General features: G+C 71.2%; 19 protein-coding genes. 8 read left to right on the forward strand and 11 right to left on the reverse strand.

Annotated features, from left to right (window positions below; all coding sequences use genetic code 11):
- Positions 1–69 precede the first annotated feature (69 nt).
- The 3 genes from EJ357_RS19630 (at position 70) to EJ357_RS19640 (ending at position 2,501) form a co-directional block, all read left to right on the forward strand.
- Positions 70–1,053 (forward strand): ArsR/SmtB family transcription factor, encoded by a 984-nt coding sequence (locus EJ357_RS19630; RefSeq protein ID WP_126392910.1) that lies wholly within the window; start codon positions 70–72, stop codon positions 1,051–1,053.
- Between the two features lie 9 nt (positions 1,054–1,062).
- Positions 1,063–1,566, forward strand: a complete 504-nt coding sequence (locus EJ357_RS19635; protein ID WP_126392911.1) for a glutathione peroxidase — start codon at positions 1,063–1,065, stop codon at positions 1,564–1,566.
- A gap of 65 nt (positions 1,567–1,631) precedes the next feature.
- Entirely contained in the window at positions 1,632–2,501 is an 870-nt protein-coding gene (locus tag EJ357_RS19640) for a MerR family transcriptional regulator (RefSeq protein WP_126392912.1), read from the forward strand.
- 34 nt (positions 2,502–2,535) lie between these two features.
- Here the strand turns inward: EJ357_RS19640 and EJ357_RS19645 are convergent, their stop codons facing one another.
- Positions 2,536–4,398 (reverse strand): MFS transporter, encoded by a 1,863-nt coding sequence (locus EJ357_RS19645; protein ID WP_126392913.1) that lies wholly within the window; start codon positions 4,396–4,398, stop codon positions 2,536–2,538.
- Between the two features lie 199 nt (positions 4,399–4,597).
- Positions 4,598–7,348 carry a D-alanyl-D-alanine carboxypeptidase gene (locus tag EJ357_RS19650; protein WP_228473097.1) on the reverse strand — a complete coding sequence of 917 codons (2,751 nt, stop codon included), beginning with the start codon at positions 7,346–7,348 and terminating at the stop codon, positions 4,598–4,600.
- 251 nt (positions 7,349–7,599) lie between these two features.
- Here EJ357_RS19650 and EJ357_RS19655 point away from each other — a divergent pair, with 251 nt between their 5' ends.
- The 3 genes from EJ357_RS19655 to EJ357_RS19665 all read left to right on the forward strand — a co-directional run bounded on the left by EJ357_RS19655 (position 7,600) and on the right by EJ357_RS19665 (position 9,977).
- Positions 7,600–8,355 carry a GOLPH3/VPS74 family protein gene (locus tag EJ357_RS19655; RefSeq protein ID WP_126392915.1) on the forward strand — a complete coding sequence of 252 codons (756 nt, stop codon included), beginning with the start codon at positions 7,600–7,602 and terminating at the stop codon, positions 8,353–8,355.
- A 339-nt stretch (positions 8,356–8,694) separates the two neighbouring features.
- Entirely contained in the window at positions 8,695–9,552 is an 858-nt protein-coding gene (locus tag EJ357_RS19660; RefSeq protein ID WP_126392916.1) for a helix-turn-helix domain-containing protein, read from the forward strand.
- A gap of 233 nt (positions 9,553–9,785) precedes the next feature.
- Positions 9,786–9,977, forward strand: coding sequence for a DUF397 domain-containing protein (locus tag EJ357_RS19665; protein ID WP_126392917.1), 192 nt, complete (start codon positions 9,786–9,788; stop codon positions 9,975–9,977).
- A gap of 124 nt (positions 9,978–10,101) precedes the next feature.
- On the opposite strand, the gene EJ357_RS19670 is transcribed toward EJ357_RS19665, so the two are convergent.
- Positions 10,102–10,941 (reverse strand): hypothetical protein, encoded by an 840-nt coding sequence (locus tag EJ357_RS19670; RefSeq protein WP_126392918.1) that lies wholly within the window; start codon positions 10,939–10,941, stop codon positions 10,102–10,104.
- A gap of 76 nt (positions 10,942–11,017) precedes the next feature.
- On the opposite strand from EJ357_RS19670, the gene EJ357_RS19675 reads away from it, so the two are divergent.
- Entirely contained in the window at positions 11,018–11,803 is a 786-nt protein-coding gene (locus tag EJ357_RS19675; protein WP_126392919.1) for an SDR family oxidoreductase, read from the forward strand.
- Between the two features lie 125 nt (positions 11,804–11,928).
- Entirely contained in the window at positions 11,929–13,509 is a 1,581-nt protein-coding gene (locus tag EJ357_RS19680) for a sodium:solute symporter family protein (protein ID WP_126392920.1), read from the forward strand.
- Between the two features lie 54 nt (positions 13,510–13,563).
- Here the strand turns inward: EJ357_RS19680 and EJ357_RS49395 are convergent, their stop codons facing one another.
- The 8 genes from EJ357_RS49395 to EJ357_RS19725 all read right to left on the reverse strand — a co-directional run bounded on the left by EJ357_RS49395 (position 13,564) and on the right by EJ357_RS19725 (position 23,060).
- Complete coding sequence (locus tag EJ357_RS49395; protein ID WP_228473098.1) at positions 13,564–14,106, reverse strand: hypothetical protein; 543 nt, start codon at positions 14,104–14,106, stop codon at positions 13,564–13,566.
- A 91-nt stretch (positions 14,107–14,197) separates the two neighbouring features.
- Entirely contained in the window at positions 14,198–14,923 is a 726-nt protein-coding gene (locus EJ357_RS19695) for a hypothetical protein (RefSeq protein WP_228473099.1), read from the reverse strand.
- Positions 14,924–15,018: 95 nt separating this feature from the next.
- Positions 15,019–16,134: an ADP-ribosylglycohydrolase family protein gene (locus EJ357_RS19700; RefSeq protein WP_126392922.1), complete on the reverse strand. Its 1,116-nt coding sequence runs from the start codon at positions 16,132–16,134 to the stop codon at positions 15,019–15,021.
- A gap of 187 nt (positions 16,135–16,321) precedes the next feature.
- Positions 16,322–17,113 (reverse strand): ABC transporter permease, encoded by a 792-nt coding sequence (locus EJ357_RS19705; RefSeq protein WP_126392923.1) that lies wholly within the window; start codon positions 17,111–17,113, stop codon positions 16,322–16,324.
- Positions 17,110–18,108: an ATP-binding cassette domain-containing protein gene (locus tag EJ357_RS19710; protein ID WP_126392924.1), complete on the reverse strand. Its 999-nt coding sequence runs from the start codon at positions 18,106–18,108 to the stop codon at positions 17,110–17,112. Before EJ357_RS19710 ends, EJ357_RS19705 begins: the two co-directional genes overlap by 4 nt.
- Before the next feature lie 98 nt (positions 18,109–18,206).
- Positions 18,207–19,052, reverse strand: coding sequence for a DUF4097 family beta strand repeat-containing protein (locus EJ357_RS19715; protein WP_126392925.1), 846 nt, complete (start codon positions 19,050–19,052; stop codon positions 18,207–18,209).
- 82 nt (positions 19,053–19,134) lie between these two features.
- Positions 19,135–19,647 carry a toxin-antitoxin system HicB family antitoxin gene (locus EJ357_RS19720; protein ID WP_126392926.1) on the reverse strand — a complete coding sequence of 171 codons (513 nt, stop codon included), beginning with the start codon at positions 19,645–19,647 and terminating at the stop codon, positions 19,135–19,137.
- A gap of 215 nt (positions 19,648–19,862) precedes the next feature.
- Complete coding sequence (locus EJ357_RS19725; RefSeq protein WP_175647445.1) at positions 19,863–23,060, reverse strand: tetratricopeptide repeat protein; 3,198 nt, start codon at positions 23,058–23,060, stop codon at positions 19,863–19,865.
- Between the last annotated feature and the right edge of the window lie 110 nt (positions 23,061–23,170).

Consider the following 23,170-nt stretch of genomic DNA (forward strand, 5'->3'; position numbering starts at 1 on the left):
CGCGAGTCTCGGAGCGGCCGGGAGGAGATCGTTATTGTTTCGCCCGTCGGCGAAACCGCGGGGGTGGTCATGGGCTGGTGGCAGCTCAACGCCGACACCCTCGTCCGCAGCCGGTTCATCGTCTGCCCGTTCACCGAGACCTTCGCGAGCCTGCGGCTGCTGCACGCGGGCACCGGAGCCCACCCGGGCGAGGAGGCCTGGCTCCGCGCCCACCTGCCCGGCTACCGCGCCCTCCTCGCGGCCGACCCGGCGACCGCGCTGCTCGTGCGCTGCGGGATGGGCACGTCCTGGATCGCCGACTTCCTCGCGCCCCTGCCCCGCGACGGGACGCCCCTCGAACGGACGCTGGCCCAGATCCGGGCGACCGACCCCGCCGCGGCCCGGGCCGACCTCCGCGTCTCCCTGCGCGGCCCGCTCCCGGCCGCCCTGGAGCGTGACGACCTCCCGGAGCGGGCGGCCGCGCTCCTCGCCCACGTCTGGACGGCGACCGTACGGCCGTACTGGGACCGTCGGCGGCGGATCCTGGAGGCGGACGTGGTCGCCCGGACCGCGCAGGTGAGCCGGGGCGGCTGGGCGGCCGTACTGGACTCGCTGACGCCGGGGCAGACGCGCTGGCTCGGCGACAACCGGCTCCAGGTGAACCAGCACGAGCGGCCGCCCCGCGAGATCTCCGGCGCCGAACTCGTCTTCGTCCCGGTCACCGCGGGGCGCGGCTGGGCGACCTGGGAGGAGCCGAGACGGTACGCCATCGTCTACGGCTGCTCCGGCGTCCTCGCCGACCCCGCCGCCCGCAGCGTGCCCGCGAGCCTGGGCGCGCTGCTCGGCACCGCGCGGGCCGGGGTGCTCGTCCTCCTCGACTCCCCCATGAGCACCAGCCACCTGGTCGCCGTGACCGGCCAGGCCCTCGGCTCGGTCGGCCGGCATCTGCGCGTCCTGCTGGACGCGGGGCTGGTGGAGCGGCGGCGGGCGGGGCGGTCGGTGCTGTACGAGCGGACGGCGGCGGGGGCGGTACTCGTCGAGGCCTCACGTCGGCCCGACACTTACCGGAGTTAGCATCCGCTTATGACGACCACTGACAGCAGCTCCCCTCTCTCCGTCGAGATCGGCTCCCTCCAGGGCGGCGCCGCCGACCTCTCCCAGTACGCGGGCAAGGCCGTGCTCATCGTGAACGTGGCCTCCAAGTGCGGCCTGACCCCGCAGTACACCGGCCTGGAGAAGCTCCAGGAGCAGTACGCGGAGCGCGGCTTCACCGTGCTCGGCGTGCCCTGCAACCAGTTCCTCGGCCAGGAGCCCGGCAGCGCCGAGGAGATCGCCGAGTTCTGCTCGGCGACGTACGGCGTGACCTTCCCGCTGACCGAGAAGGTCGAGGTGAACGGAGAGGGCCGGCACGCGCTGTACGAGCGCCTGGTCGGGTTCGCCGACGCCGAGGGGCACAGCGGTGACATCCGCTGGAACTTCGAGAAGTTCCTCGTCGGCCGGGACGGCCGGGTCGTCGCCCGCTTCTCGCCGCAGACCGAGCCGGAGGCCGCGGAGCTCGTCTCGGCGCTGGAGGGCGCGCTCGCCTGACCGGCGTTGACCTTGCCCCTGGGGCAGGGTCGAACCTCCTTCGCACCGGGCGGAAGAGCCGCCCGGTGACGGAGGATGACGCCGTGGACGACGAACTGCTCACCATCGGCTCGTTCGCCGCACGGGCCAGGCTCTCGGCCAAGGCGCTGCGGCTGTACGACCGCCTGGGGCTGCTGGCCCCGGCGCACGTCGACGAGCTCAGCGGCTACCGCTACTACCGCGCCGACCAGATCGAACGCGCCCGCCTCGTGGCACTCCTGCGCCAGCTGGACATGCCGCTCGCCCGGGTCGCCGAGGTCGTCGAGGCACCGGACGGGGCCGCGGCCGCCGACCGGCTCGCCGCGTACTGGGCGGACGTCGAGGCGCGGGTGGCGGGGCAGCGGACGCTCGCCGAGTACCTCCGTGGACGACTGTCGGGGAGGAGCTCCGAGATGAACGGGAAGTTCGTGGTCGAGACGGTGGACGTGCCCGAGCAGGTACTGATCACCGAGACCCGGCATGTGCTGGCGGGCGAGCTGCCCGCGTGGATCGGCGCGTCGCTGGGACGCCTGGAGGAGGCGGCGAAGGAGTGCGGCGGCATCGTGGCGGCGCCGTTCGTCGTGTACCACGCCGAGGTGTCGATGGAGAGCGACGGACCGGCCGAGTCGTGCGTGCCGGTGGCCGACGAGGCGGCGGCCCGGGCCTGGGTCGAGAAGCAGAACCGTGCGCGGAACACCAAGGTCCGCGTGGAGGCGGCCCAGCGCCTCGCCTACACCCGCATCACCAAGGCTCAGGTGGCCCATCCGCAGATCCTGGCCGCCTTCGAGGCGGTCGAGGAGTGGATCCCCGAGCAGGGGCTGTGGCAGGCCGGCCCGTGCAGGGAGGTCTACTTCGCGGACTGGGACGCGGCCGGGGCCGAGGACCCGGTGTGTGACGTGGCGTTCCCGGTGAGGTGACCGGGACGGGCTGCGCCGGGGACCGGAGTCCGTGTCACCCCTGGCGCAGCTCCTCCGGGCACGGCGTCCCCCGCGGCACCCCGTACGGCGCCGCCAGTCGGTAGGTGCCCGCCTTCGGGGCCACGAGCATCGTCCACTGGTCGCCGAAGGAGTCCTCCTCCGTCTCCATCAGACAGCCGTTGACGTTGTCGTACGACTTCGGCTCGTCGTCGGGACGGTTCCTGGACGCCTCCGTCTCCTGCGGCGGGTCGAGCTTCTTGCCCTCGGCGTCGACGATGCTCAGCCACGGCGAGTAGGGGATGCGGATGAGGACGCGGCCCGGCTTGCTCACCCGCATCGTCATCTCGCCCTGCTCGGCCCGCTCCACGACCGCGTTCGGCTCGGCGAGCGGCGCCGGAACGGTCACCTTGAACAGCTGCCAGTTGGCGTCGCCCCACACCTGCTTCAGATACGGCATGCCGCGCTGCAGCAGCTCCCGCTCGCGCTCGGCGCCCGTGGGGTCCGGCTCGTCCTTGGGCAGGACCACGAAGTGCACGGCCCAGCGCTTGAGCCACTCGTGATAGTTCGCGGAGTTCAGGGTGTCGTCGTAGAAGAGCGGGTTGCGCTCCATGTCGGCCTGGCGGTTCCAGCCGCGGGCCAGATTGAAGTACGGCGCGAGCGCGGAGGCCTCCCGGTGGGAGCGGGCGGGCACGACCTCCACCCGGCCCTTCTCCGCGCCGACCTCCTGGAGCTCGTTGACCAGCGGCGCCAGCTCGCGCGCCCAGGAGGCCTCCGGGGCGGCGTGGACGATGTCGTCGACCGTCTTGTAGCCGATCCACCCGAAGAAGGTGACCAGCGCCAGCACACCCGTGTACCACTTGCGCGAACGCGGCACCGTGAACGGCAGCGCCGCCACCAGCATCGTCCCGCCGAACAGCATCGCGAGGCGGGTGATGTTCGAGCCGATCTGCGAGCTGACCAGCCAGACGAGGATGACCGCGAGGCCGTAGACCGCCGACACCAGCCGGACCGTCTTCCAGTCCTCGGGGACGATCAGGAACGTCACGACCGAGAGCAGCAGCGGCAGCAGCACCGAGCCGATCACCATCGGCTGGGTGCCGGAGAACGGGAACAGCCACGCGGACACGGCCACGACGGCGGTCGGCGCCAGGCCCAGCGCCCACGCGCCCGGCCGTCGCTTCTGCAGGAACAGCGCGACCGCCACGAAGCCCACGAACAGCCCCGCCACCGGCGACGACATGGTGGCGAGCGCGGCCAGCGGCGCCGCGCACAGCGCCTTCGCCCAGCGCTTGTAGCGCCAGCGGTACGGCCAGCAGAACACGACGGCGACCGCGCCGAGCGCGAACAGCGTGCCCAGCGCGAAGGTCACCCGCCCGGAGATCGCGTTGGCGATCAGCCCGAACACCCCGGCGAGCGCCGCCCACAGCGGGTTGCGCACCGAACGGCTGCGCAGGAGCACCAGCGTCAGCAGGCCCGCGGAGATCGTCCCCGCGATCATCATCGTCGTACGGACGCCGAGGACCGACATCAGATACGGCGAGACGACGCTGTACGACACCGGATGCATCCCGCCGTACCAAGCGAGGTTGTACGCCGAGTCGGGATGCCGGCCGACGAACTCGGCCCAGGCGTCCTGGGCCGCGAGATCGCCGCCGCTGCTTGCGAACGTGAAGAACCAGATGACGTGCAGGAGTCCGGACAGGGCCGTGATCGACAGGACCGGATGCCGCAGCAGACGCTCACGCAGCGCGAGGACGGCGGCGGTCAGACGGGACGGCGGTCCGTTCTCCGGAGGGCTCCCACCGTCTCCCTGGCGTGGCGCGGGCACGCGTATTCGCGGACCGGCTCCCCGTCCCGGATCGGCGTCGTCTGCGCGTGTCGGCTCCGCAGTGGCCACCTTTGAGGCACTCCCCGTACTGTCCCGTCTTCTGTTCTGGCCGCGTCCCGTTTCCCGCGTGTTGTCGGCCCTGTCCCCGGGGATTTCGCGGCCGTACCTCTGTCAGCGACGACCTGCCCGTTTCGTGACGCTAGCACGCAGCCCGGCGACAGGGCGCGTCGGCGGGCTGCGTGCGGGGTGCGGTTCGGCTGCCGGTGGGTCAGCCGAGGCGGGTCAGCTTGTCCGTGAAGCCCGGTTCGGCGAGGTCCTTCTGCAGGGCCACCGGAACCTTGACCGCGCCGCTCGTTCCGTCACCGACGGTGAGCGTGCCCACCTTGGTGCCGGCCTTCGCGGTGTGCGGGACGTCGTCGGCGTCGAAGGAGAGCTTGACCTTGAAGCCCGCCCAGCCGACGGCGGTGACGTCCTTGGTGAGGACGACCGGGGTGCGGCCGCCGAGGCCGTCGTCGACGTATCCGACGACGTCGCCCTTCTTGAGGATCTTCGCCGAGGTCAGCTCGTCCTGGGCGGCCAGCATGGCGACCTTGCTGACGTCGTTGACGGTCTGGATGATCGGCGCCTTGTGCTGGCCGAGGATGGCGCCGACGAGCGTCACGGTCTCGCCGCCGACCTCCTTGCGGGCGGCGAAGAGGAGATTGCCGCCGGCCGCGCTGGTCGTGCCCGTCTTGATGCCGATGGCGCCGTTGTAGGGCACCAAATAGTTGTAGTTGTACCACTTCCGCCCGGACGGATCGATCCACTGCCCCATGGACGTGATCTCCATCAGCGCCGGGATCTTGACCAGCTCGTTGCCCAGCTTCACCTGGTCCTCGGCGGTGGAGACGGTGGTCTCCTTCAGTCCCGAGGCGTCGGTGTACGTGGTGTTGGTCATGCCGAGTTCCTTGGCGGTGGCGTTCATCTTCTCGATGAACGCCTTCTCGGTACCGGCGTCCCAACGGGCCAGCAGGCGGGCGATGTTGTTCGCGGACGGGATCATGATGGCCGCGATCGCGTCGTGCAGGGTGATGGTGTCGCCCTCCTTGACGGTGTTGAGGGTGGACTCGCCGTCCTGGTCGTAGCCGCCCTCCTTCTCCGCCAGGGCGTCGACCTGGATCTTCTCCCCGTCCTCGCCCGACTTCAGCGCGTGGTCCTTGAGGACGACATACGCGGTCATGGCCTTGGCGACGGATCCGATCGCGACCGGGGTCTGCTTGCCGAAGTTCCCCATCGTGCCGATGCCGTTGACGTCCATCCAGCCCTGGCCCTGGGTGGGCCACGGGAGGGACGCCTGGCTGCCGTCGAAGGTGTACGACTCCTCGGCGGTGAGGGCGAGGGCGGGGGTGGGCAGGGGACGGACGGCCTGCGCGATCGCAAAGACGATCGCGAGGAGCAGGACCACGGGGGTCCAGATCTTGACCCGTCGGATGGCCGTGCGGACGGGAGTGTCCGGGGGCGGGGGTGTGTTCGTCAGCTCGGCGAGCAGGTCGAGCGGGGGTTTGGGGGGCAGGGGCTGCTGGGTGGTGCGCTCGGGGCCGATCTGGGGGATGGCGGCGGTGACGTCCGGGGGCCTGGGGGTGTCCGGGACCTTGGGGGTTTCCGGAGCCTTGGGGCTTTCCGGGGCCTTGGGGGCGTCCTGCCTGATGTCCGGCTTGAGCGCGACGAACTTGCTGGTGCGTTCGGCGGGGGTCTCGGCTTCGGCTTTGCCTTCGGCTTTGGCCTTGTCTTCGCCGTCGGGCTTGGGGGCCTTGAGCGTGGTGGTGGGGTGGTCGACGGGGGGCTTGGCGGGGCGTACGGCCTTGAAGATCGCGGTCGGCTGATCGACGGCCTTGGCTGCGCCTTCGGCCTTGGTGTTCCCACCAGCACCACCCGCGCCGCTCTCGTCGTCGACTGCGGGTGGCCCCTGCGGGGCGACCGCCTCGGTGTCCTCGCCGCCGGCGGCCGAGGGTGCGTCGTCAACGGGGGTGTCCTCGGGTGCGTCCGAGCCGGGGGACGCGTCTTCGGGGGTCTCGTCGGCGAGGTCGCCGGAAGCCTCGGCAGGCTCGACTTCGGTGGCCTCGTCGGCTGCCTCCGCGTCCGCCTCGGCCTCGTCGCCCGCCGCGGCTTCCTTCGCGCCGTCGTCCGCGCCCGCAGCCGCCTTGTCGCCCTCCCCGTCCGTGGAAGCCACCCAAGCCGCCACAGCCGCCCTCAGCCGATCGTCACCCGGCGCGACGGCGTCGGCACCCTGCGAGCTCTCGCCCTCAGCCGCGTCGGCGGCGTCGGATGCCTCTGCGGGCTCGCTCGGGGCGTCCTCGGCGGGCTCGCTGTCGGTGACCTCGCCGGCTGCCTCCGCATCCGCCTCGGCCTCGCCCGAGCTGCCGGCCGTCCTGGCGCTCTCGACGTCCACGGCCGCCACGCTCACGTCCTCGGAGTCCCCAGAGCCCTCGGCCACCGCGCTCGCGTCCTCGAAGCCCCCGGCACCCGCACCAGCGGAATCCGCGGCCACCGCGTCCCCGCCCTCGCCGCTGTCGAGCTCAGCCTCCGCACTGCCGGCCTTCGCGCTCCTGGCACTCCCGGCCGCCACGCCCGCCTCCTCGGAGCTCTCGGCCGCCGACTCCCCGGCACTTCCAGCCGCCGGACTCGCGTCCCCGGAGCCTGCGCCCCTCACACTCCCGCCCTCGGCGTCCCGGGCGTCCCCGGCCACCGCGTCCTCGGCCACTTCGGCCTCCGCCAGCCTCGCCCGTACCGCCTCCAGTTCGCCTCGGGACAGGACGCGCGTCGCCGTGTCCACGCCGCCCTGCGACGTCGCCGTCGCCGGCTTCCGCGGGGCGGAGTTCTCGCGGGCCATCGCCAGTCGGGGGTCTCGCCTCTCGGTCGCGTCGGGGCGCGACGGGGCGGGGGGTTCGGGGGTGGAGTCGGGAACCGGACCCGTGCTCCCCGACGTCGGTTCTGCCGACGACTCGCGCTGCTTCGACCTGTCGGGGGACTCGCCCGCCACCGATGCCTCCTCCATGTGCCTCGCACGCCCTGCGTGCGGATGTCGAACCATGAGCCGTCGCCCGGACACGGCGCCCGTACGGCCCCCGTGCCGCTGTCCGAACCATGTACCAGTGTCCTGTGCGCGGCGCTCTGCTCCACCGGTAGACGAGAACGACATACCTACCGGTTCCCTCACAAACAGGTCACGCACCCTCGACAGACCAATGTGAGAGGGGTCACCCTGTCTTTCATCCACGCGGGGAGGCATGGATGGGCAGGAGCCGCAGAACTATTCCGGAGGAGCTTCTGCTGCTGGCGTTGGACCCGGCCACGGGAACCACCGCACAGCCGCAGTCGCTCGACCTCGGTCTGGCCGGAGCACAGCTAGTGGAGCTGGCGCTGGCCGGACGGATAGCCCCAGACGGGGATCGTATCGCCGTGGTAGCCCCACGGCCGACTGGAGATCCAACGTTGGACTGCGCGTTGGAGTTGCTGCGAAGGCGTGGCGCTCCCGTGCGGGCAGTGAACTGGATTGGCGGGCCGCGTCTCGGGCTGCGCCAGACCTACCTCTCGCATCTGGAGCGGTGCGGCATGGTTGCCGCCGTGCCGGGACAGATGTGCGGAGTGCTGCCGACGACTCGTTACCAGGCGACGGACACCGCCATCAGCCGGGAGATCAGGGCCCGGCTGGATTCCGCGATCCGCACCGGCGTACCGCCGGACCCGCGGACCGCGGCGCTCGCCGCCCTGGCACACGCGGTCGGCCTCGGCAAGCACCTGTACCCGGGGAACGAGGGGCGTTCGTCCCGCTCCCGGTTGCGGGATCTGATCAGGCACGACCCCATGGGCGGTCTCGTCGCGCACGCCGTGATGGACGTCCAGAACGGTGCGGCGGCCCAGCCGCGCCGCAGCCCGGCCCCGGCCGGCCGTCAGGCCGGCCCGGGAAGCAGGACCGCAGCGGAACCCGCACGTGGCGTTCCGGTGCAACCGCGCCGCGGATCCATGGCGCGCGTCGTGGCCCACTGAGCCGCAGTTCCACGACCCGCACCACAGGAGCCGTCGGCTCTTGGCTCGACCAGGCACCACACGCTCCATCTCGCACGCCGAGCGCCGCACCGAAGCACCCGAGACCGGTACGGGAGCCGCTGGTCCGCGCGGGGTGACGGGACCGTCGTCCGGACGACGACACCGGTCCCGCCGCCCCGCGCGGCCGCATGTGCCGGTGGAGTTCGGCGAAGTGGCGAACTGGCGTGTATCCAGCGCATATCCACCGTTTCCCAGCGGTAGTAAGCACCTTGGTGGCAGTCTGCTCAACAGCAGATACGCATAGTGGCAAATCACAGGCCAGCCGGAGGTGCACGTCCCGTGGCGTCCAATGTCAATCCCACCGTCAGGCGACGCCGGCTGGGCCAGGAGTTGCGCCGGCTCCGCGAGCTCAAGGGCATGACGGCCGAAGAGGTGGCCGAGCGGCTGCTGGTGTCGCAGTCCAAGATCAGCCGGTTGGAGAACGGCCGGCGCAGCATCAGCCAGCGCGACGTCCGCGATCTGTGCGGGGTCTACGAGGTGGAGGACCACCGGATCGTGGATTCGCTGATGCAGATGGCCAAGGACTCGCGGCAGCAGGGGTGGTGGCACTCCTTCGGGGACATTCCGTACAGCGTCTACATCGGGCTGGAGACCGATGCCGCGAGCCTGCGCGTGTACGACCCGCAGGTCGTCCCGGGGCTCCTGCAGACCAAGCAGTACGCGGAGGCCCTGATCGCCGGGGCGTTGCCGGAGACGGCGTCGGCCGAGATCGAGAAACGGGTCCAGGTGCAGATGCGCCGACAGGAACGAATCTCCACCGAGGACAACCCGCTGCGCCTGTGGACCGTCCTGGACGAGGCCGCCCTGCGCCGCGTCGTCGGCAACCGCTCCCTCATGCGCGACCAGTTGGAACAGCTCGTCGAGCAGTCCCAGCTGCCGCACGTCACCGTGCAGGTCATCCCCTTCGACATGGGCGCGCACCCGGGCCTCAACGGCCAGTACGCGATCCTGGAGTTCCCGGACGCGGCCGACTCCAGCGTCGTCTACATCGAGGGCGTCACCAGCGACCTGTACCTGGAGAAGGCGAACGACGTCCAGAAGTACAGCGTGATGTACGAGCACCTGCGGGCGCAGGCCCTGAACGTGGAGCAGTCACGCCAGTTCATCGCGGACATCGCGAAGGAGTACGCGCGCTGAGCGCCCCGTCTCGGTCGGAGAAATGCCGCACGGTACACGTCTCCCGGCCGGGACGGAAGACTCCACTGGAATATGCCACCCAGCCGAGTGAATAGTCGCTTCGTCAGCCGATGTTGGCGAGTAGCGTCGATCACGCCACCGAGCAACAACGTTGGCGTGAATCGCCCTGCGGGTCCCGGTCCGGACGCGTGGGGCGATGACAGCAACTCGACATCTGGCATTTCGGAGCAAACATGGCAATTCGTCAGGGTTCCACGGACACGTGGACCAAGTCCTCGTACTCCACAGGAAACGGCGCGTGCGTCGAGGTCAAGTCACCGGTCACGGCGGCCATGGCGGTACGGGACTCCAAGGTTCCCGAGGGCCCGGTCCTGGGGTTCCCCGCTGACGCGTGGAACACCTTCGTGGCGTCGGTGAAAGCGTAAGGGGCGGATCTGTCTGACCCACGCCCGCTACCGACCTCGCGATCAACAACTGCACAAGCACCACAGGTAGAGCCCTCTCGACCAGACCGCCGTCCTTGCCGAGGGGGCTCTGCCGTGCCCGCGCTCAGCGCAGCTCGGCGACGTGGCGGTCCGTCCCCGGCACCGTCGGGACGAACGGCGCCACCAGCTCCACCCGCCCCAGGCCCGACTCCTCGATGGCCGCCTCCAGGTCGGTGAAGTGCCCCTCCCAGCACTCCCTGGGATCCGCCTCCAGGAACCACAGCAGGGTCAGGCGGGTGTCGACACCCTCGACCTGCTTCACGTACGACATGCGATCCAGGGGAAGCGGGGTGGGCCGGAAGACGGTCACCATCGCGGCCGGGGAGCCCGCCAGGCGCCCCGGCAGGTGGCGGGCGCGCAGCCACTCCAGCAGTTCGGCGCGCTGCTCCGGTGAGTCGGTGTCGATGACCTCGACCACCAGGCCCGCGTAGGGGTGGTCCAGGGCGTGGAAGTCGCGGGGGCCGGCGGCGCCGTCGCGGTACACCGTCGCCTCGTGGTCCTGGAACGCCGTGAAGACGTGGGTGCGGTCCTGGTAGACGCGGGCGTCGCGGTTGAGGCGCTTGTTGATGGCGACCGTCCAGCGCATGTGGTCGGCGTAGCGGCCGGCGGTGATCCAGTACGTCGAGATGTAGCAGCCGGCGGTGACCGGCTGGGCTATCGCCGACTTCTCGGGGTAGCGCAGGAGTTGGAGGTCGCGAGTCGCCACCCACCTGCGGCCCGCGTACATCCAGGGCATCGCCATCGCGCCGGCGTAGTAGTGGTCGTCCTCGTACCAGCGGTTGTAGGCGTACTCATGGCCCGGGTGCGGTTCGACCATGGTGATCAGGGCATGGCCGGGGCTGACTCCGTACGGGCCGACGGCGGCCAGTTCGGCGTACGTCTCGCTGCGGGTGTCCTCGCTCATGCCGTTCCCCTTTCCTGCGGTCACCCATACTCTGACGGACCGTCAGATATTGCGTCCAGAGTCGGGAGGCAGCGGAATGGCACTGCTCGTGGGCAAGACCGTCGTCGTGTCGGGGGTGGGCGCCGGGCTCGGTCACCAGGTCGCCGCCACGGTGGTGCGCGACGGCGGGAACGCGGTCCTCGGGGCGCGCACGGAGGCCAACCTCGCCAAGAGCGCGGCCGAGATCGATCCGGACGGGGCGCACACGGCGTACCGGGCGACCGACATCACCGACGAGGCGCAGTGCGAGGCGCTGGCCGCGCTCGCGCGGGAGCGGTTCGGGCGGATCGACGCGGTCGTCCATGTGGCGGCCTGGGACAGCTACTTCGGCGGGCTTCAGGACGCGGACTTCACCACCTGGCAGTCGGTGATCGACGTGAACCTGCTGGGGTCGCTGCGGATGACACGGGCCTGTCTGCCGGCTCTCAAGGAGCGCGGCGGCTCGGTCGTCTTCATCGGGACGCAGTCCTCGGTCGCCGCCCCTTCGCAGGTGCGGCAGGCGGCGTACGCGGCGTCGAAGGGGGCGCTGACGAGCGCGATGTACTCGCTGGCCCGGGAGTTGGGCCCGCACCGGATCCGGGTGAACACCGTGCTGCCGGGCTGGATGTGGGGGCCTCCGGTGCGGGCGTTCGTCCAGTTCACGGCGCAGACGGAGGGCGTGCCCGAGGCCGACGTACTGAAACGGCTGACCGAACGGATGGCGCTGCCCGATCTCGCCACGGACGGGGACGTCGCGGACGCGGTGGTGTTCCTGGCGTCGGACAGGGCACGCTCCCTCACGGGGCAGTCGTTGCTGGTCAACGCGGGGGAGCTGATGCGTTGAGTTCATATAGATGAACAGAGGCTCTCATCTCGAACACTTTTACCCTCCCTTGACCTTACGCTCACTTGTCGTGTTCACGCGGCGGCGCCCAGGATGAGCGCGGGCTGAACCCTGGGAGGGCGCACATGAACGGTCTCGACTGGGCCGTGCTCATCGGCTACTTCGGCGTGATGGTGGCGATCGGCGTCTGGTCGCACAAGCGGGTGGACAACGTCAGCGACTTCTTCACCGCGGGCGGCAAGATGCCGTGGTGGCTGTCCGGGATCTCGCACCACATGTCCGGATACAGCGCGGTGATGTTCACCGGGTACGCGGGCATCGCCTACACCTACGGCGTCACGTCCTTCGTCACCTGGTCCTTCCCCATCGCGCTCGGCATCGCGATCGGCTCGAAGCTGTTCGCGCCGCACATCAACCGGCTGCGCTCACGGCTCCATGTGGCCTCTCCGCTGGAGTATCTGAAGAACCGTTACGACCTGAAGACCCAGCAGGCGCTGGCCTGGTCCGGCATGCTGCTGAAGATCGTGGACGTGGGCGCGAAGTGGGCCGCCATCGCCACGCTGCTGTCGGTGTTCACGGGTGTGTCGCTGAACCAGGGCATCCTCATCACCGGCGGCATCACGGCGGTCTACTGCACCATCGGCGGGCTCTGGGCGGACGCGCTGACCGAACTCGGCCAGTTCGTGATCCAGTTGCTGGCCGGCGTCGCGATGTTCATCGCGGTGATCATGGAACTGAACGACAAGGGCATCGGCTTCCTCGACGCCTGGGACCGTCCGGAGCTGCAGGGCCACGGTGAGCCGCTGGTCGGCCCCTACGGGACCGTGTTCCTCCTCGCCTTCCTCTTCATCAAGCTCTTCGAGTACAACGGCGGCATGCTCAACCAGGCCCAGCGCTACATGGCCACGGCCACTCCGTACGAGGCCGAGCGCTCGGCGCGGCTGTCGGCGCTGCTGTGGCTGGTCTGGCCGGTGGTGCTGTTCTTCCCGATGTGGATGTCGCCGCTGCTGGTCGAGTCGCAGAAGACGGACGGCTCGGACTCGTACGGCCTCATGACCGAACAGCTGCTCCCACACGGCCTGTTGGGCCTCGTCATCGTCGGTTTCTTCTCGCACACCATGGCCATGTGCTCCTCCGACGCCAACGCCATCGCCGCCGTGTTCACCCGGGACTGCGCGCCGGTGATCTGGCGCCGGGCGCGGACCTGGAGCGAGGGGCAAGGGCTGCGGGTCGCCCGGATCACGACCGTCGTCTTCCTCGGCCTGTCCATGGCGGCGGCGACCCAGGTCAACTCCCCCACGTTCAAGGACATCATCACCGTCGTCATCAAGTGGGTCGCCGGTCTGATGGGCCCGATGGCGATCCCGATGATGCTGGGCCTGCTGCGGCCGTTCCGCCGCTCCGGCCCCACGGCCGCGCTCACCAGCTGGTCGATGGGCCTGCTCGCCTTCTGGCTGGTCAACTACCCGATCAGCTGGCAGATCGAGGGCGGCGTACCGCTTCAGTACCAGGTCTCCATCCCGCTGGCCGTCTCGCTGGTCCTGTACATCCTCATCGGTTTCATCAAGCCGGAGGACACCCCGGAGCGGCTCGCGATCGTCGAGCGCATCAACACGGACGGCGACGGGGCCGCGGCGGCCGCGGTGCCGGATTCCGCGCCGGCGGACGGCGTGGAGGACGCGGTGGGCACGCGCGCGAAGGACTGACCGCCCGTGCCGGTGTGAGCGTCGTCCTCCGGGCGACACCCACACCGGCCCCGGTCACGCCGCGGGGCTGATACGGAGGATGGCGGCCCCGTCACCCACGTGGACCACCTGAAGTCCCATCCGGTTGACCACCGCCTTCGCGCCCCTGTCGCACGTCATCTGCGCGAACGCGGAGGAACCCGCCCCCGGTCCGGTGAAGGACGCCTCGCACCCGCCGTCGGAGGAGAACTCCGACCCGGTCAGCGGGGCGATCAGCGTGACCGTCCCGCCACTGATCGCCGACACCATGACCGGGCCGAGACCGAACCGCTCCGGCACCGGCACCGGCACGCCGGCCTCCTTGGTCACCCGGACCTCGCAGGTGCCGTCCGCACACACCGAGTACCGGGTGCCGTCGGCCGCGGTCGGCGGAGTCGAGGGCGGTGCGGTCGAGGGCGGTGCCGAAGGGGTGGGCGTCGGGGGCGGATCGTCGGTCGCCGACGATGCGGTGACGGAGCCGGAGGGGCGCGGATCGGCGGAGGCGGCGCCGTCCGACGCGGAACCGCAGCCGGCCAGGAGCAGCACGAGGGCCAGGACACCTACGGAGGAGCGGTACATGGGAACTCCCTGGCTGGAGGAGTAGGGGGAGAGGGCACACCAGGGAGTACCAGCGGGTGATCGGGACCCCTCCCGAGGGCCACCCGGGTGATCAGCCGGTCAGGGTCGGCTCGGACGGGACGTCGTCGTCCAGGTCTCCGCGCAGGGCGGCCAGGACGAAGGCCACCATGGACGCCAGGAGGAGCAGCGCGAGCGGCCCCCAGATCGCCGGGATCGCCCACATCGGCCAGTCGTTGGCCGACTGCGCCCAGAGCGTCAGGATGGCCGCGCCGCCGATACCGACGCCGTGCCACCGCACCACGGTCGCCGCCTTCGCGTGCCGCCGGTTGCCCCGTGCGAAGAGCGGCCACAGCGATCCGACCAGGGCGGGCAGGCCGAACGCGATACAGGCGAGCGCGCCGCCGAGGCGGTCCTCGGGCCACCCCACGGGCCCGGTAGAGGTCTGCTGCCGCCGTCCGTCGGCGTCCCGGACCTCGACGACCTGACCGTGCCAGATCAGCCCGACGACCTTGTCGCCCGGCTCCATCTCCGAGACCACCGGATCCGTGTCCCGGAACGTCACCCCCCACGGTTTGCCGGTCGGCAGGAGCAGCTCCGCCTCCGGTGGCCCGTTTCTCCTACCGCGGTTCAAATCCGCCTTCCGAACGGTGAAGTCCTGCTCCCACAGGCACCCCGAAGCCGTCACCGGGACGGAGGCGCACTTCGGCGCGGCACGGAACTCCCGCTCCCGCTCCAGCGCTCCCTGGACCTCGAAGGCCATCACCACTCCCGCGACGAGAGCCACGATCGACAGCACCAGCCATATGACGGTCCGCACGACCGTGTTCCCCGTCGCCCCCACCGTGTTCCCTGTCGCCCCCACCGTGTTCCCTGTCGCCCCCACCGTGTCCCCTGTCGCCCCCACCATGCTCCCTAGGCCCGCGGATATCTGGCCAGCCACCCCGGAGACGAGCCCCCCGGCCCGTGCAGGGCCGGCCCCTGGGTCATCTCCATGGCGAAGTCGTCGGCGAGTTCGAGGATGGTGGGGCGGCCCTCCAGTTCGGCCAGCCAGGCCGGGGGCAGAGCCGTCTCGCCGTGCAGGGCGCCGAGCAGGCCGCCGGTGAGGGCGCCCGCGGCGGCGGAAGGGCCGTCGTGGTTCACGGCGAGGCACAGGCCGTGCCGGACGTCCTCGCCGACCAGGGCGCAGTACACGGCGGCCGCGAGCAGTCCGTCCGCCGAGCCGTCGGCCGCGAGCTCCTCCACCCGGGCCGGGGTGGGCATGCCCTGCCGTACGGCACCGAGCGCGTGCTGCAACGCGTCCGACACGGGCTCGTGCCCGGGCCGCAGGGCGAGCAGGGCGCGCGCCCGCTGCACGGCGCCGTCGAGGCTCTCCCCGCAGGCGAGCCCGTGCACGATCACGGCGTACGCGCCCGCCGACAGGTAGGCGACGGGGTGTCCGTGGGTCTGCGTCGCGCACTCCACGGCGAGCTGGACGACGAGCTGCGGCTCCCACCCGACGAGCAGCCCGAACGGCGCGGACCGGGCGACGGCCTCGGGCCCGAGCTCGGCGGTGTTCTTGGGCGACTCCAGCGTGCCCATGGTGTCGTCACCGAGGCCGAGCAGGAGGGCGCGCGTGGGATCCCGGCGCGCGTACAGCCACTCCTCGCGCGCCAGCCAGCCGTCGTCCTTACGGCGCTCGTCGGGCCCCCAGTCGCGCTGCGTGGCGGCCCAGCGCAGATACGCCCGGTGCACGTCGGTGGGCGGATGCCAGGCGCCTGTGTCCCGTCTGACCTGGGCTCTTATCAGCCCGTCCACGGAGAAGAGGGTGAGCTGGGTGAGGTGACTCACGGCACCGCGCCGCCCGTACCCGAACCCGAGATCGACCAGGCCCTCGGCGCCGTACTGCTCCTGGATCTCCTCCAGCCCGAGCCCGTCGACCGGCGCTCCGAGGGCGTCCCCGACGGCCGCGCCCAGCAGCGTCCCGCGCACCCGGCTGCGGAAGTCCTGCTGTTCGGTTCGGCCCCAGACGGCGCCGGCTGTCGCACTCATCAGGACCTCCCCGTGGCACCGTCCGGCCGTTCGACAGTTCGCCACTGTAATCGACCGGAGACGATCGGTTCAGGGGGCTGATCGGTATGCGAGGTGTGCCCGAAGTGGGCTCAAGCGGTCAAGTGACGTCGGCGGCGTACACCGCCCCGGTGCCGGTGTACGCCGCCTCGCCTCCCGTGGCCGTGCGCTACTTCGGGTCGCGGCCGAACAGTGACCTGGACCAGAGGTAGCCGAGCGCGGTCAGGCCCAGGCACCAGGCCACGGCCAGCCAGCCGTTGTGGCCGATCTCGGTGCCGAGCAGGAGGCCTCGTACGGTCTCGATGGCCGGGGTGAACGGCTGGTACTCGGCGATCGGGCGGAACCAGCCGGGCATCGCGTCGACCGGTACGAAGGCGCTCGACAGGAGCGGGAGGATCATCAGCGGCAGGGCGTTGTTGCCGGCCGCCTCGGCGTTCGGGCTGGACAGGCCCATCCCGACCGCGATCCAGGTGAGCGACAGGGAGACGAGCGCCAGCAGGCCCACCGCCAGGAGCCACTCCAGGGCGGTCGCGTCCTTGGCCCGGAAGCCGATGGCCACCGCGACGGCCCCGACCAGCACCACGCTCATCAAGCACTGCAGCACGCTGCCGACGACGTGCCCGATGAGCACGGACCCACGGTGGATCGCCATCGTGCGGAAGCGGGCGATGATGCCCTCGGTCATATCCATGGCGACGGACACCGCGCTGCCGATCGTGGTGCCGCCGATGGTCAGCATCAGGATGCCCGGGACGAGATACGCGAGGTACCGGGACCGGTCCGCCCCGCCGCCGGTGATGCCCGCGCTCATCACGTCGCCGAAGACGTAGGCGAAGAGCAGCAGCATCATCACCGGCGTGAGCAGCAGGTTCAGGGTGAGGGACGGGTAGCGCCGCATGTGCAGGAGGTTGCGGCGCAGCATCGTGGACGAGTCGCGCAGGGTGAGGGAAAGGGTGCTCATCGGGCGTCCTTGGGCTGGTCGCGGCGGCCGCGCGGGCTCGGCACGGTGGAACTGGTCAGGGCGAAGAACACGTCGTCGAGGTCGGGGGTGTGCACGGTCAGCTCGTCCGCCTCGATGCCGAGCGAGTCCAGCCAGTCGAGGATGGAGCGCAGCTCACGCTGGCTGCCGTCGCTGGGGATCTGCAGCGCGAGCGCCTCGTCGTCCCGGGTGACCTCACGCAGGGCCTCGGCCGCGGACCGGTACGCGGAGGGGTCGCAGAAGCGGAGCCGCACATGTCCGCCGGGGATCAGCCGCTTGAGCTCCTCGGCGGTGCCCTCGGCGGCGATCCGGCCGTCGTTCAGCACCGCGATCCGGTCGGCGAGTTCGTCGGCCTCCTCCAGGTACTGCGTGGTGAGGAAGACGGTGACGCCGTCGGAGACGAGCTCGCGGATGATCTGCCACATGTTGTGCCGACTGCGCGGGTCGAGACCGGTGGTCGGCTCGTCGAGGAAGATGATCCGCGGATCGCCGACCAGGGTCATGGCGATGTCGAGGCGGCGCTTCATGCCGCCGGAGTAGCTCTGGGCGGGCTTCTTGGCGGCCTCGACGAGGTCGAACCGCTCCAGAAGCTCGGCGGTGACCCGCCGCCCCTCCCGCTTGGACAGGTGGTGCAGGTCCGCCATGAGGAGCATGTTCTCCTCACCGGTGATCAGCCCGTCGACGGCGGAGAACTGCCCGGTGACGCCGATGGCGGCACGCACTCCGTCCGGTGCCGCGGCGACGTCGTGGCCCGCGACCTGGGCCTGCCCGCCGTCGGCGGAGACGAGGGTGGACAGGATCTTCACGGCGGTGGTCTTGCCGGCTCCGTTGGGCCCGAGCAGCGCGAAGACCGAGCCGGCCGGGATGTGCAGGTCGATGCCGTCGAGGACGGTCTTGTCGCCGTACGACTTGCGCAGGCCGATGGTGGAGACGGCGGCGGGGGATGGGTGGCCGTCGGATCGACTCGTCGTGGGCATGACAGATGAAGGCACGGGGCCCTCCCGTTCGAGGGTGTGATGAAGGGGCGTGATGAAGGGGTGCGATGAGGGGGGTGGGTGAGGGTGAGCGCGGAGGGTCAGGGCCGGGCGCGGCGGACGTCGATGTTGCCGTGCCGGGTGCGGGCCCGGATCTTGACGGTGTCCTCGGTCCCCTCCGGTGCCCCGGACTCGGTGAGCGCGTTGCGCACCTGGCCGGAGCCCGCGTGGACGTCGAGCCAGGCGGCCGTGCCCTCGCGGACGCCGACGTCGATGGCACCGTAGGAGGTCTCCAACTGGACGGTGCCGCGGGTCACTTCACCCACGCGCAGGGTGCCGTGGGCGGTGGTGGCGGTGACCGAGTCCGCCGCGCGCCGGATCTCGATGTCGCCGTTGGCCCCGCTCACTCGCAGCTCGCCGGTCACGGCATCGACGGTCGTGGTGCCGTGCGAGTTCTTCAGGACGGCGGGGCCGTCGACGACGCCGACGCGCAGGCTGCCGGAGCTGGTGGTGATCTCGGCCGCGCCCTCGACCCGGTCCACGGTGATCGACCCGTGCGCGGCGGTCAGGTTCAGCGGGCCTGCCGTGTCGAGGCGGACGTCACCGGACGAGGTCTTTACGCGGACCTCACCGAGCCGGCCCTCGCCGAGCACCTGGGTCCAGGCGCCGCTCAGGTCGACGCGCGAGCCCGTGGGCAGGTCGACCGACACGTCGACGACGCCGGTGCGCAGGCCGAACAGGTTGGACTTGGGCGTCGTGATCGTCAGCACGCCGCTCAGGTACGTGACCTCGGTCTGGTCGGCCGTCCGTACGTCCAGGTCCTTCTTCGGGTTGCGGGGCCGTACCTCGACGACGGTGTCGCGGCGGTCGCTCGCGGTGAACTGGATGGAACCGGCCTCCACGCGCGCCGTGGCCGAGATCGGTTCAGGAGTGTCGAAAGAAGGCATGGCTGTCCCGTCCTCTTGAGTCATGGGAACGTCCCCGCTGGTGGGACGTGGTGTGGGTGAAGTGGTGCGGGCGCAGGCGCGGCTAGCGCACCCAGCCCGTGAAGCTCTGTCCGAAGGTCTGGGCCTTCTCCGGCGTACGCGGCCGCGTGCCGCCGTCGACCGCGGCCGACACGGCCCGCACCAGCCACGCGTTGACCGACAGCCCCTCGCGGCTCGCGGCCTCCTCGGCGCGCGCCTTGAGGTGGGCCGGCAGACGCAGGTTGACCCGGGCGGTGCCGCTCTCGTCGCCCTCGGCCGGGGCCCTGAGCGGTTCGGCGGGCGCGGCCCGCTCCTCGGGAGCACGGTCGTAGGTGGGCGGTGGTGTCACCACGAAGTCGGGGTCGAGCCCGCGCAGCCGTACGTCGACCGAGCCGGGGGCGAGTTCGCGGGTGATCTCGTCCATCGCGGCGGAGAGCACGTTGAGCATGGTCAGCCGGGTCGCCGACTCCAGGGGAGCGGTGAGCCTCTCTGCCAGCTCGCGGGCTTCGTCGCCGCCCGCCTCGGCGGCCACCGCGAGTTCGCGGCGGAGGGTGTCGACATACGGGGTGAGGTCCATGACGCCATCATGGCACCACACTGGCGCCACCCGCAAGCCGCGAGGCGCCATTCCTGGTGCGGCCCTCGAGAGCACCCTTCCGACCTGCACAAACACACCGGCACCCACCTGGGCGAATGTGGCACCACGTACACCCACACGCCTTCTGAGGCGCAAAGTGGCACCGGATGGCACCGAGCGACGCCAGATTGACGCCAGCCCTGCGCCACCCGATGTCAGGTGCCGCCGGTCCCCGCGTAACGCGCCCGCACCGCCTCGCAGGCCTCGGTGACCGCCGCCAGGCGAGGGGCGAGGTGGGTGGCGTCCGCGTCGGGGCTGTCCAGGATGTCGGTGAGGACGGCGGCGAGCCTCGCCAGCTCGTCCCAGCCGGGCTCCATGGCCAGGAGGCCGGCCAGCCCTTGATCGGCCTCGGACCACTCGGCGAGGGCGCAGGCGATGAAGCACCGTGCCTGGGCGCGTTCCAGCTCCCCCAGCTCATCGTCCTCGTGCACCAAGCGCGCCAACTCCCGCCAGAGGGGTTCCGCGGCCCGCAGTCCCTCGGACCGGCTCACGGTCGAGGCCAGTTGGAAGGTACCGGTGAGCGGCTCCGCCTCGCGCAGCCGCTCAGCGATCCGTCGCGCCTGCGCCCAGCGTCCGCTGTGACGGTGCATCTCGATGCGCAGATCGTCCAGGTCGGCGTCGGGTGCCCCGGCCCCTTCCGCGTCGGCCAGACGGACGGACGCCTCCTCCCGACGGCCGCAGAGCACCAGCACCTCGATGGCCGTGCGGCGGGCCCAGTCCGTCTCCGACTCCAGAGCGATGCACCGGTCCAGGTCGGCGAGAGCCTGCTCGCTCCGCCCGATCGCCAGACGGACTCGCGCCCGCCGGCCGTAGGCCCACCCGTAGTCCGGATCCTGTTCCAGTGCCCGGTGGAATGCGGTGAGCGCCTCGTCGTAGCGGCCGGTGAGCCAGTAGGCATGGCCCAGCTCACCGGCGGCCCATCCGCCTGCCGTGTCCACCTCGGCGGCTCGCCGAAGGTCCTCGAACCTGCCCTCCTGGTCATCCAGTCCGTCCCTCACCTGGGCTCGCATGACCAACGCCCAGGTGTAGTCGGGCTCCAGCTCGATGGCACGGCCGAGATCGGCCAGAGCTTCCTCGTGCCGGCCCAGCTCATGCTGGGTCCAGCCGCGGCTCGCGAGCGCCGAGCTGTAGTCGGGCCTGAGGGCGATCGCCCGGCCGAGCTCGGTGACGGCCTCCTCGAACCTGCCCGTGAGCCGGTAGGCGTCACCGCGTTCCGAGGCCGCCCAGGGAGAGTCGGGCGCGATGCGGACAGCGCGGTCGAAGTCCGCGAACGCCTCGTCCCACTCCCCCCGTATCCGGCGCAGCCGCGCTCTGCGCACGAGCGGCCACACGTGGTCCTCGTCGAGGCTCAGCGCCTGATCGAAGTCGGCGAGTGCCTCGTCGTACTGCCCGAGCTCCTGTCGGCACACCCCTCTGGCGGTCAGAAACGCCGGATCGGTCGGGTCGAGGGCGACAGCCCGGTCGAAGCCGGCGACGGCTTCCTCGAAACGGCCCGCCATCCGGCAGGTCTGCGCCCGCTCGGCGATGATCCACTCATCGTCGGGGGTCAGCTCGTCCGCGCGGTCGAGGGCGGCCAGCGCCGCCGGGAAGTCATGGAGGGCTCGGTGGGCAAGACCCCGGCCGGCGTAGGCCGGGGTCAGCTCCGGATCGAGCTCGATCGCCCGGCCGGAATCGGCCAGGGACAGCTCGTACTTGCCCGCGTGGCGCAGTTCCCTCGCCCGGAACGTGTACGCGACCGCCCGCCCGTGCGCGTCCAGCCCGGGACGGGACAGGACGAGGTCAGCCAGCTCGGCCATCGCGGTCGCGTCGTCCGCGAGCGCCTCGCGCAGCAGTCGGCCCCACTCGCGCAGGGTGGGGTCGTCCGTCGCGTCGCCCGCCTCCGCCAGCATCCGCGCCCAGCGGCGACCGGCCACCTCGTCCGCGGCGCACACCCACACCAGATCCCGCAGTGCCCCGCCGAGCGCGGTGCGCGGGCGGGCGCACAGCGAGTGGTACGTCTCCTCCAACCGCAGCTCGCGCCACGGCTCGTCCTCCCACTCCGTATAGGCGCGCAGGCCACTCGCCGCCTCCTCGCGCCAGCGCCCGAAGACTCCCGCGAGCCTCTCGTGACGCTCGGACCACCCTCGGGGAGAGCGCCGCCGCTGCATCCGGAGCATCGGCTCACGCACCAGGTCGTGATAGCGCAGCCGGTCCCCGCGGTCGTCCACGAACGCCAGGCCCCGCAGCCAGCCGAAGAGCGGGTCGACGTCCTCGTCCGCGCATTCCACGGCCGCCCGGAAGACATCCACGTCGAGGCGCCGGGGCAGCGCGCAGGCGAGGGCCACCGCCTTGCGGACGGGATCCTGCTCCCACTTCAGGAAGCGTTCGACGGCCGTGGTGCTGGGGTCACCTATGTCGTCCGGGCCACTGGGACGCTGCTCGGCCAGGGTCGAGACCAGCACGGGGAGCCCGCCGGTGAGGCGGAGCACCTCCTCGACGACCGGTTCGGCCACCACACCCTTGTCCGCGAGCAGACCGCGCGCCTCGGCCTCCGTGAACGGGCCGAGCGGTACGTCGGTCATGAAGTCGGCGAAGCCGGCCCAGCGGGCGGTGTCGAAGGGGTGCTGGCCGGCGGTGACCACGACGACCGTGGCGGGCAGCGTGCCGTGGCGGTCGGTGGTCATCACCTCGTGCAGCCAGCCGTCGAGGAACGGGCCGGTGCGTTCGTAGGTGTCGAAGAACAGGACGATCCACGGCGCAGCCGATGCCGCGTCGGACAGCTCCGTGAGCAGCGCCGGCGTGAGTACGCGCTCCGGTGACAGCACCAGCTGCACGTCGTCCTGGTTACGGAAGCGGACACTGAGCCCGGCCCGCAACCGATCGGCGCCCTGCGCGAGTTGGGCCGCGTCCAGCGCCCCGGCGAAAGCGCCGACCCCCGGCACCATGCCCAGCCCCACCAACCCGGCCCGCACCACGGCCGTGCTGCCGGCCGACGGTCCCTGCGGCTCGGGCTCCAGCGCGGCGGCAGCGGCCTCCGCCTCGTGCCGTCGCTCCCGATGGGCGGCCAGCAGCCGCTCCAGGTCCTTGAACCTGTGCCCCTGTGCGGCGAACTGACGACTGATCATCGTCATCGCCTCCGGCACACTGCCGACGGTCTCGTCGACGTAGGCGGTGAGCGCCCCCTTCTCCCGGGCCAGTTGCTCCCACTCCCGGACCAGGAAGGTCTTCCCGACCCCCGCATTCCCGTGCACATGAAACAGGAACCGGTGCCGCTCGTCCTCCGGCCCAACCTCGAAGTTCGCCCGGAACACGGCCCGTTCGTCGCTGCGGCCCACGAACCCGGCACGTCTGCGCCGCGCGATCAGCTCCTGCATCGACGGCCGTGTCGTCCTCACCCGCACCCCCGTACCCCGCAGCCGGTCGCCCGAAAGCCTCGCTCCGATTCTGGCTCACATCGATTCTGGCTCAATGCGTTCCGAACACA

It is taken from the genome of Streptomyces cyaneochromogenes (genome assembly GCF_003963535.1).
Classification (GTDB): Bacteria; Actinomycetota; Actinomycetes; order Streptomycetales; family Streptomycetaceae; genus Streptomyces; species Streptomyces shaanxiensis.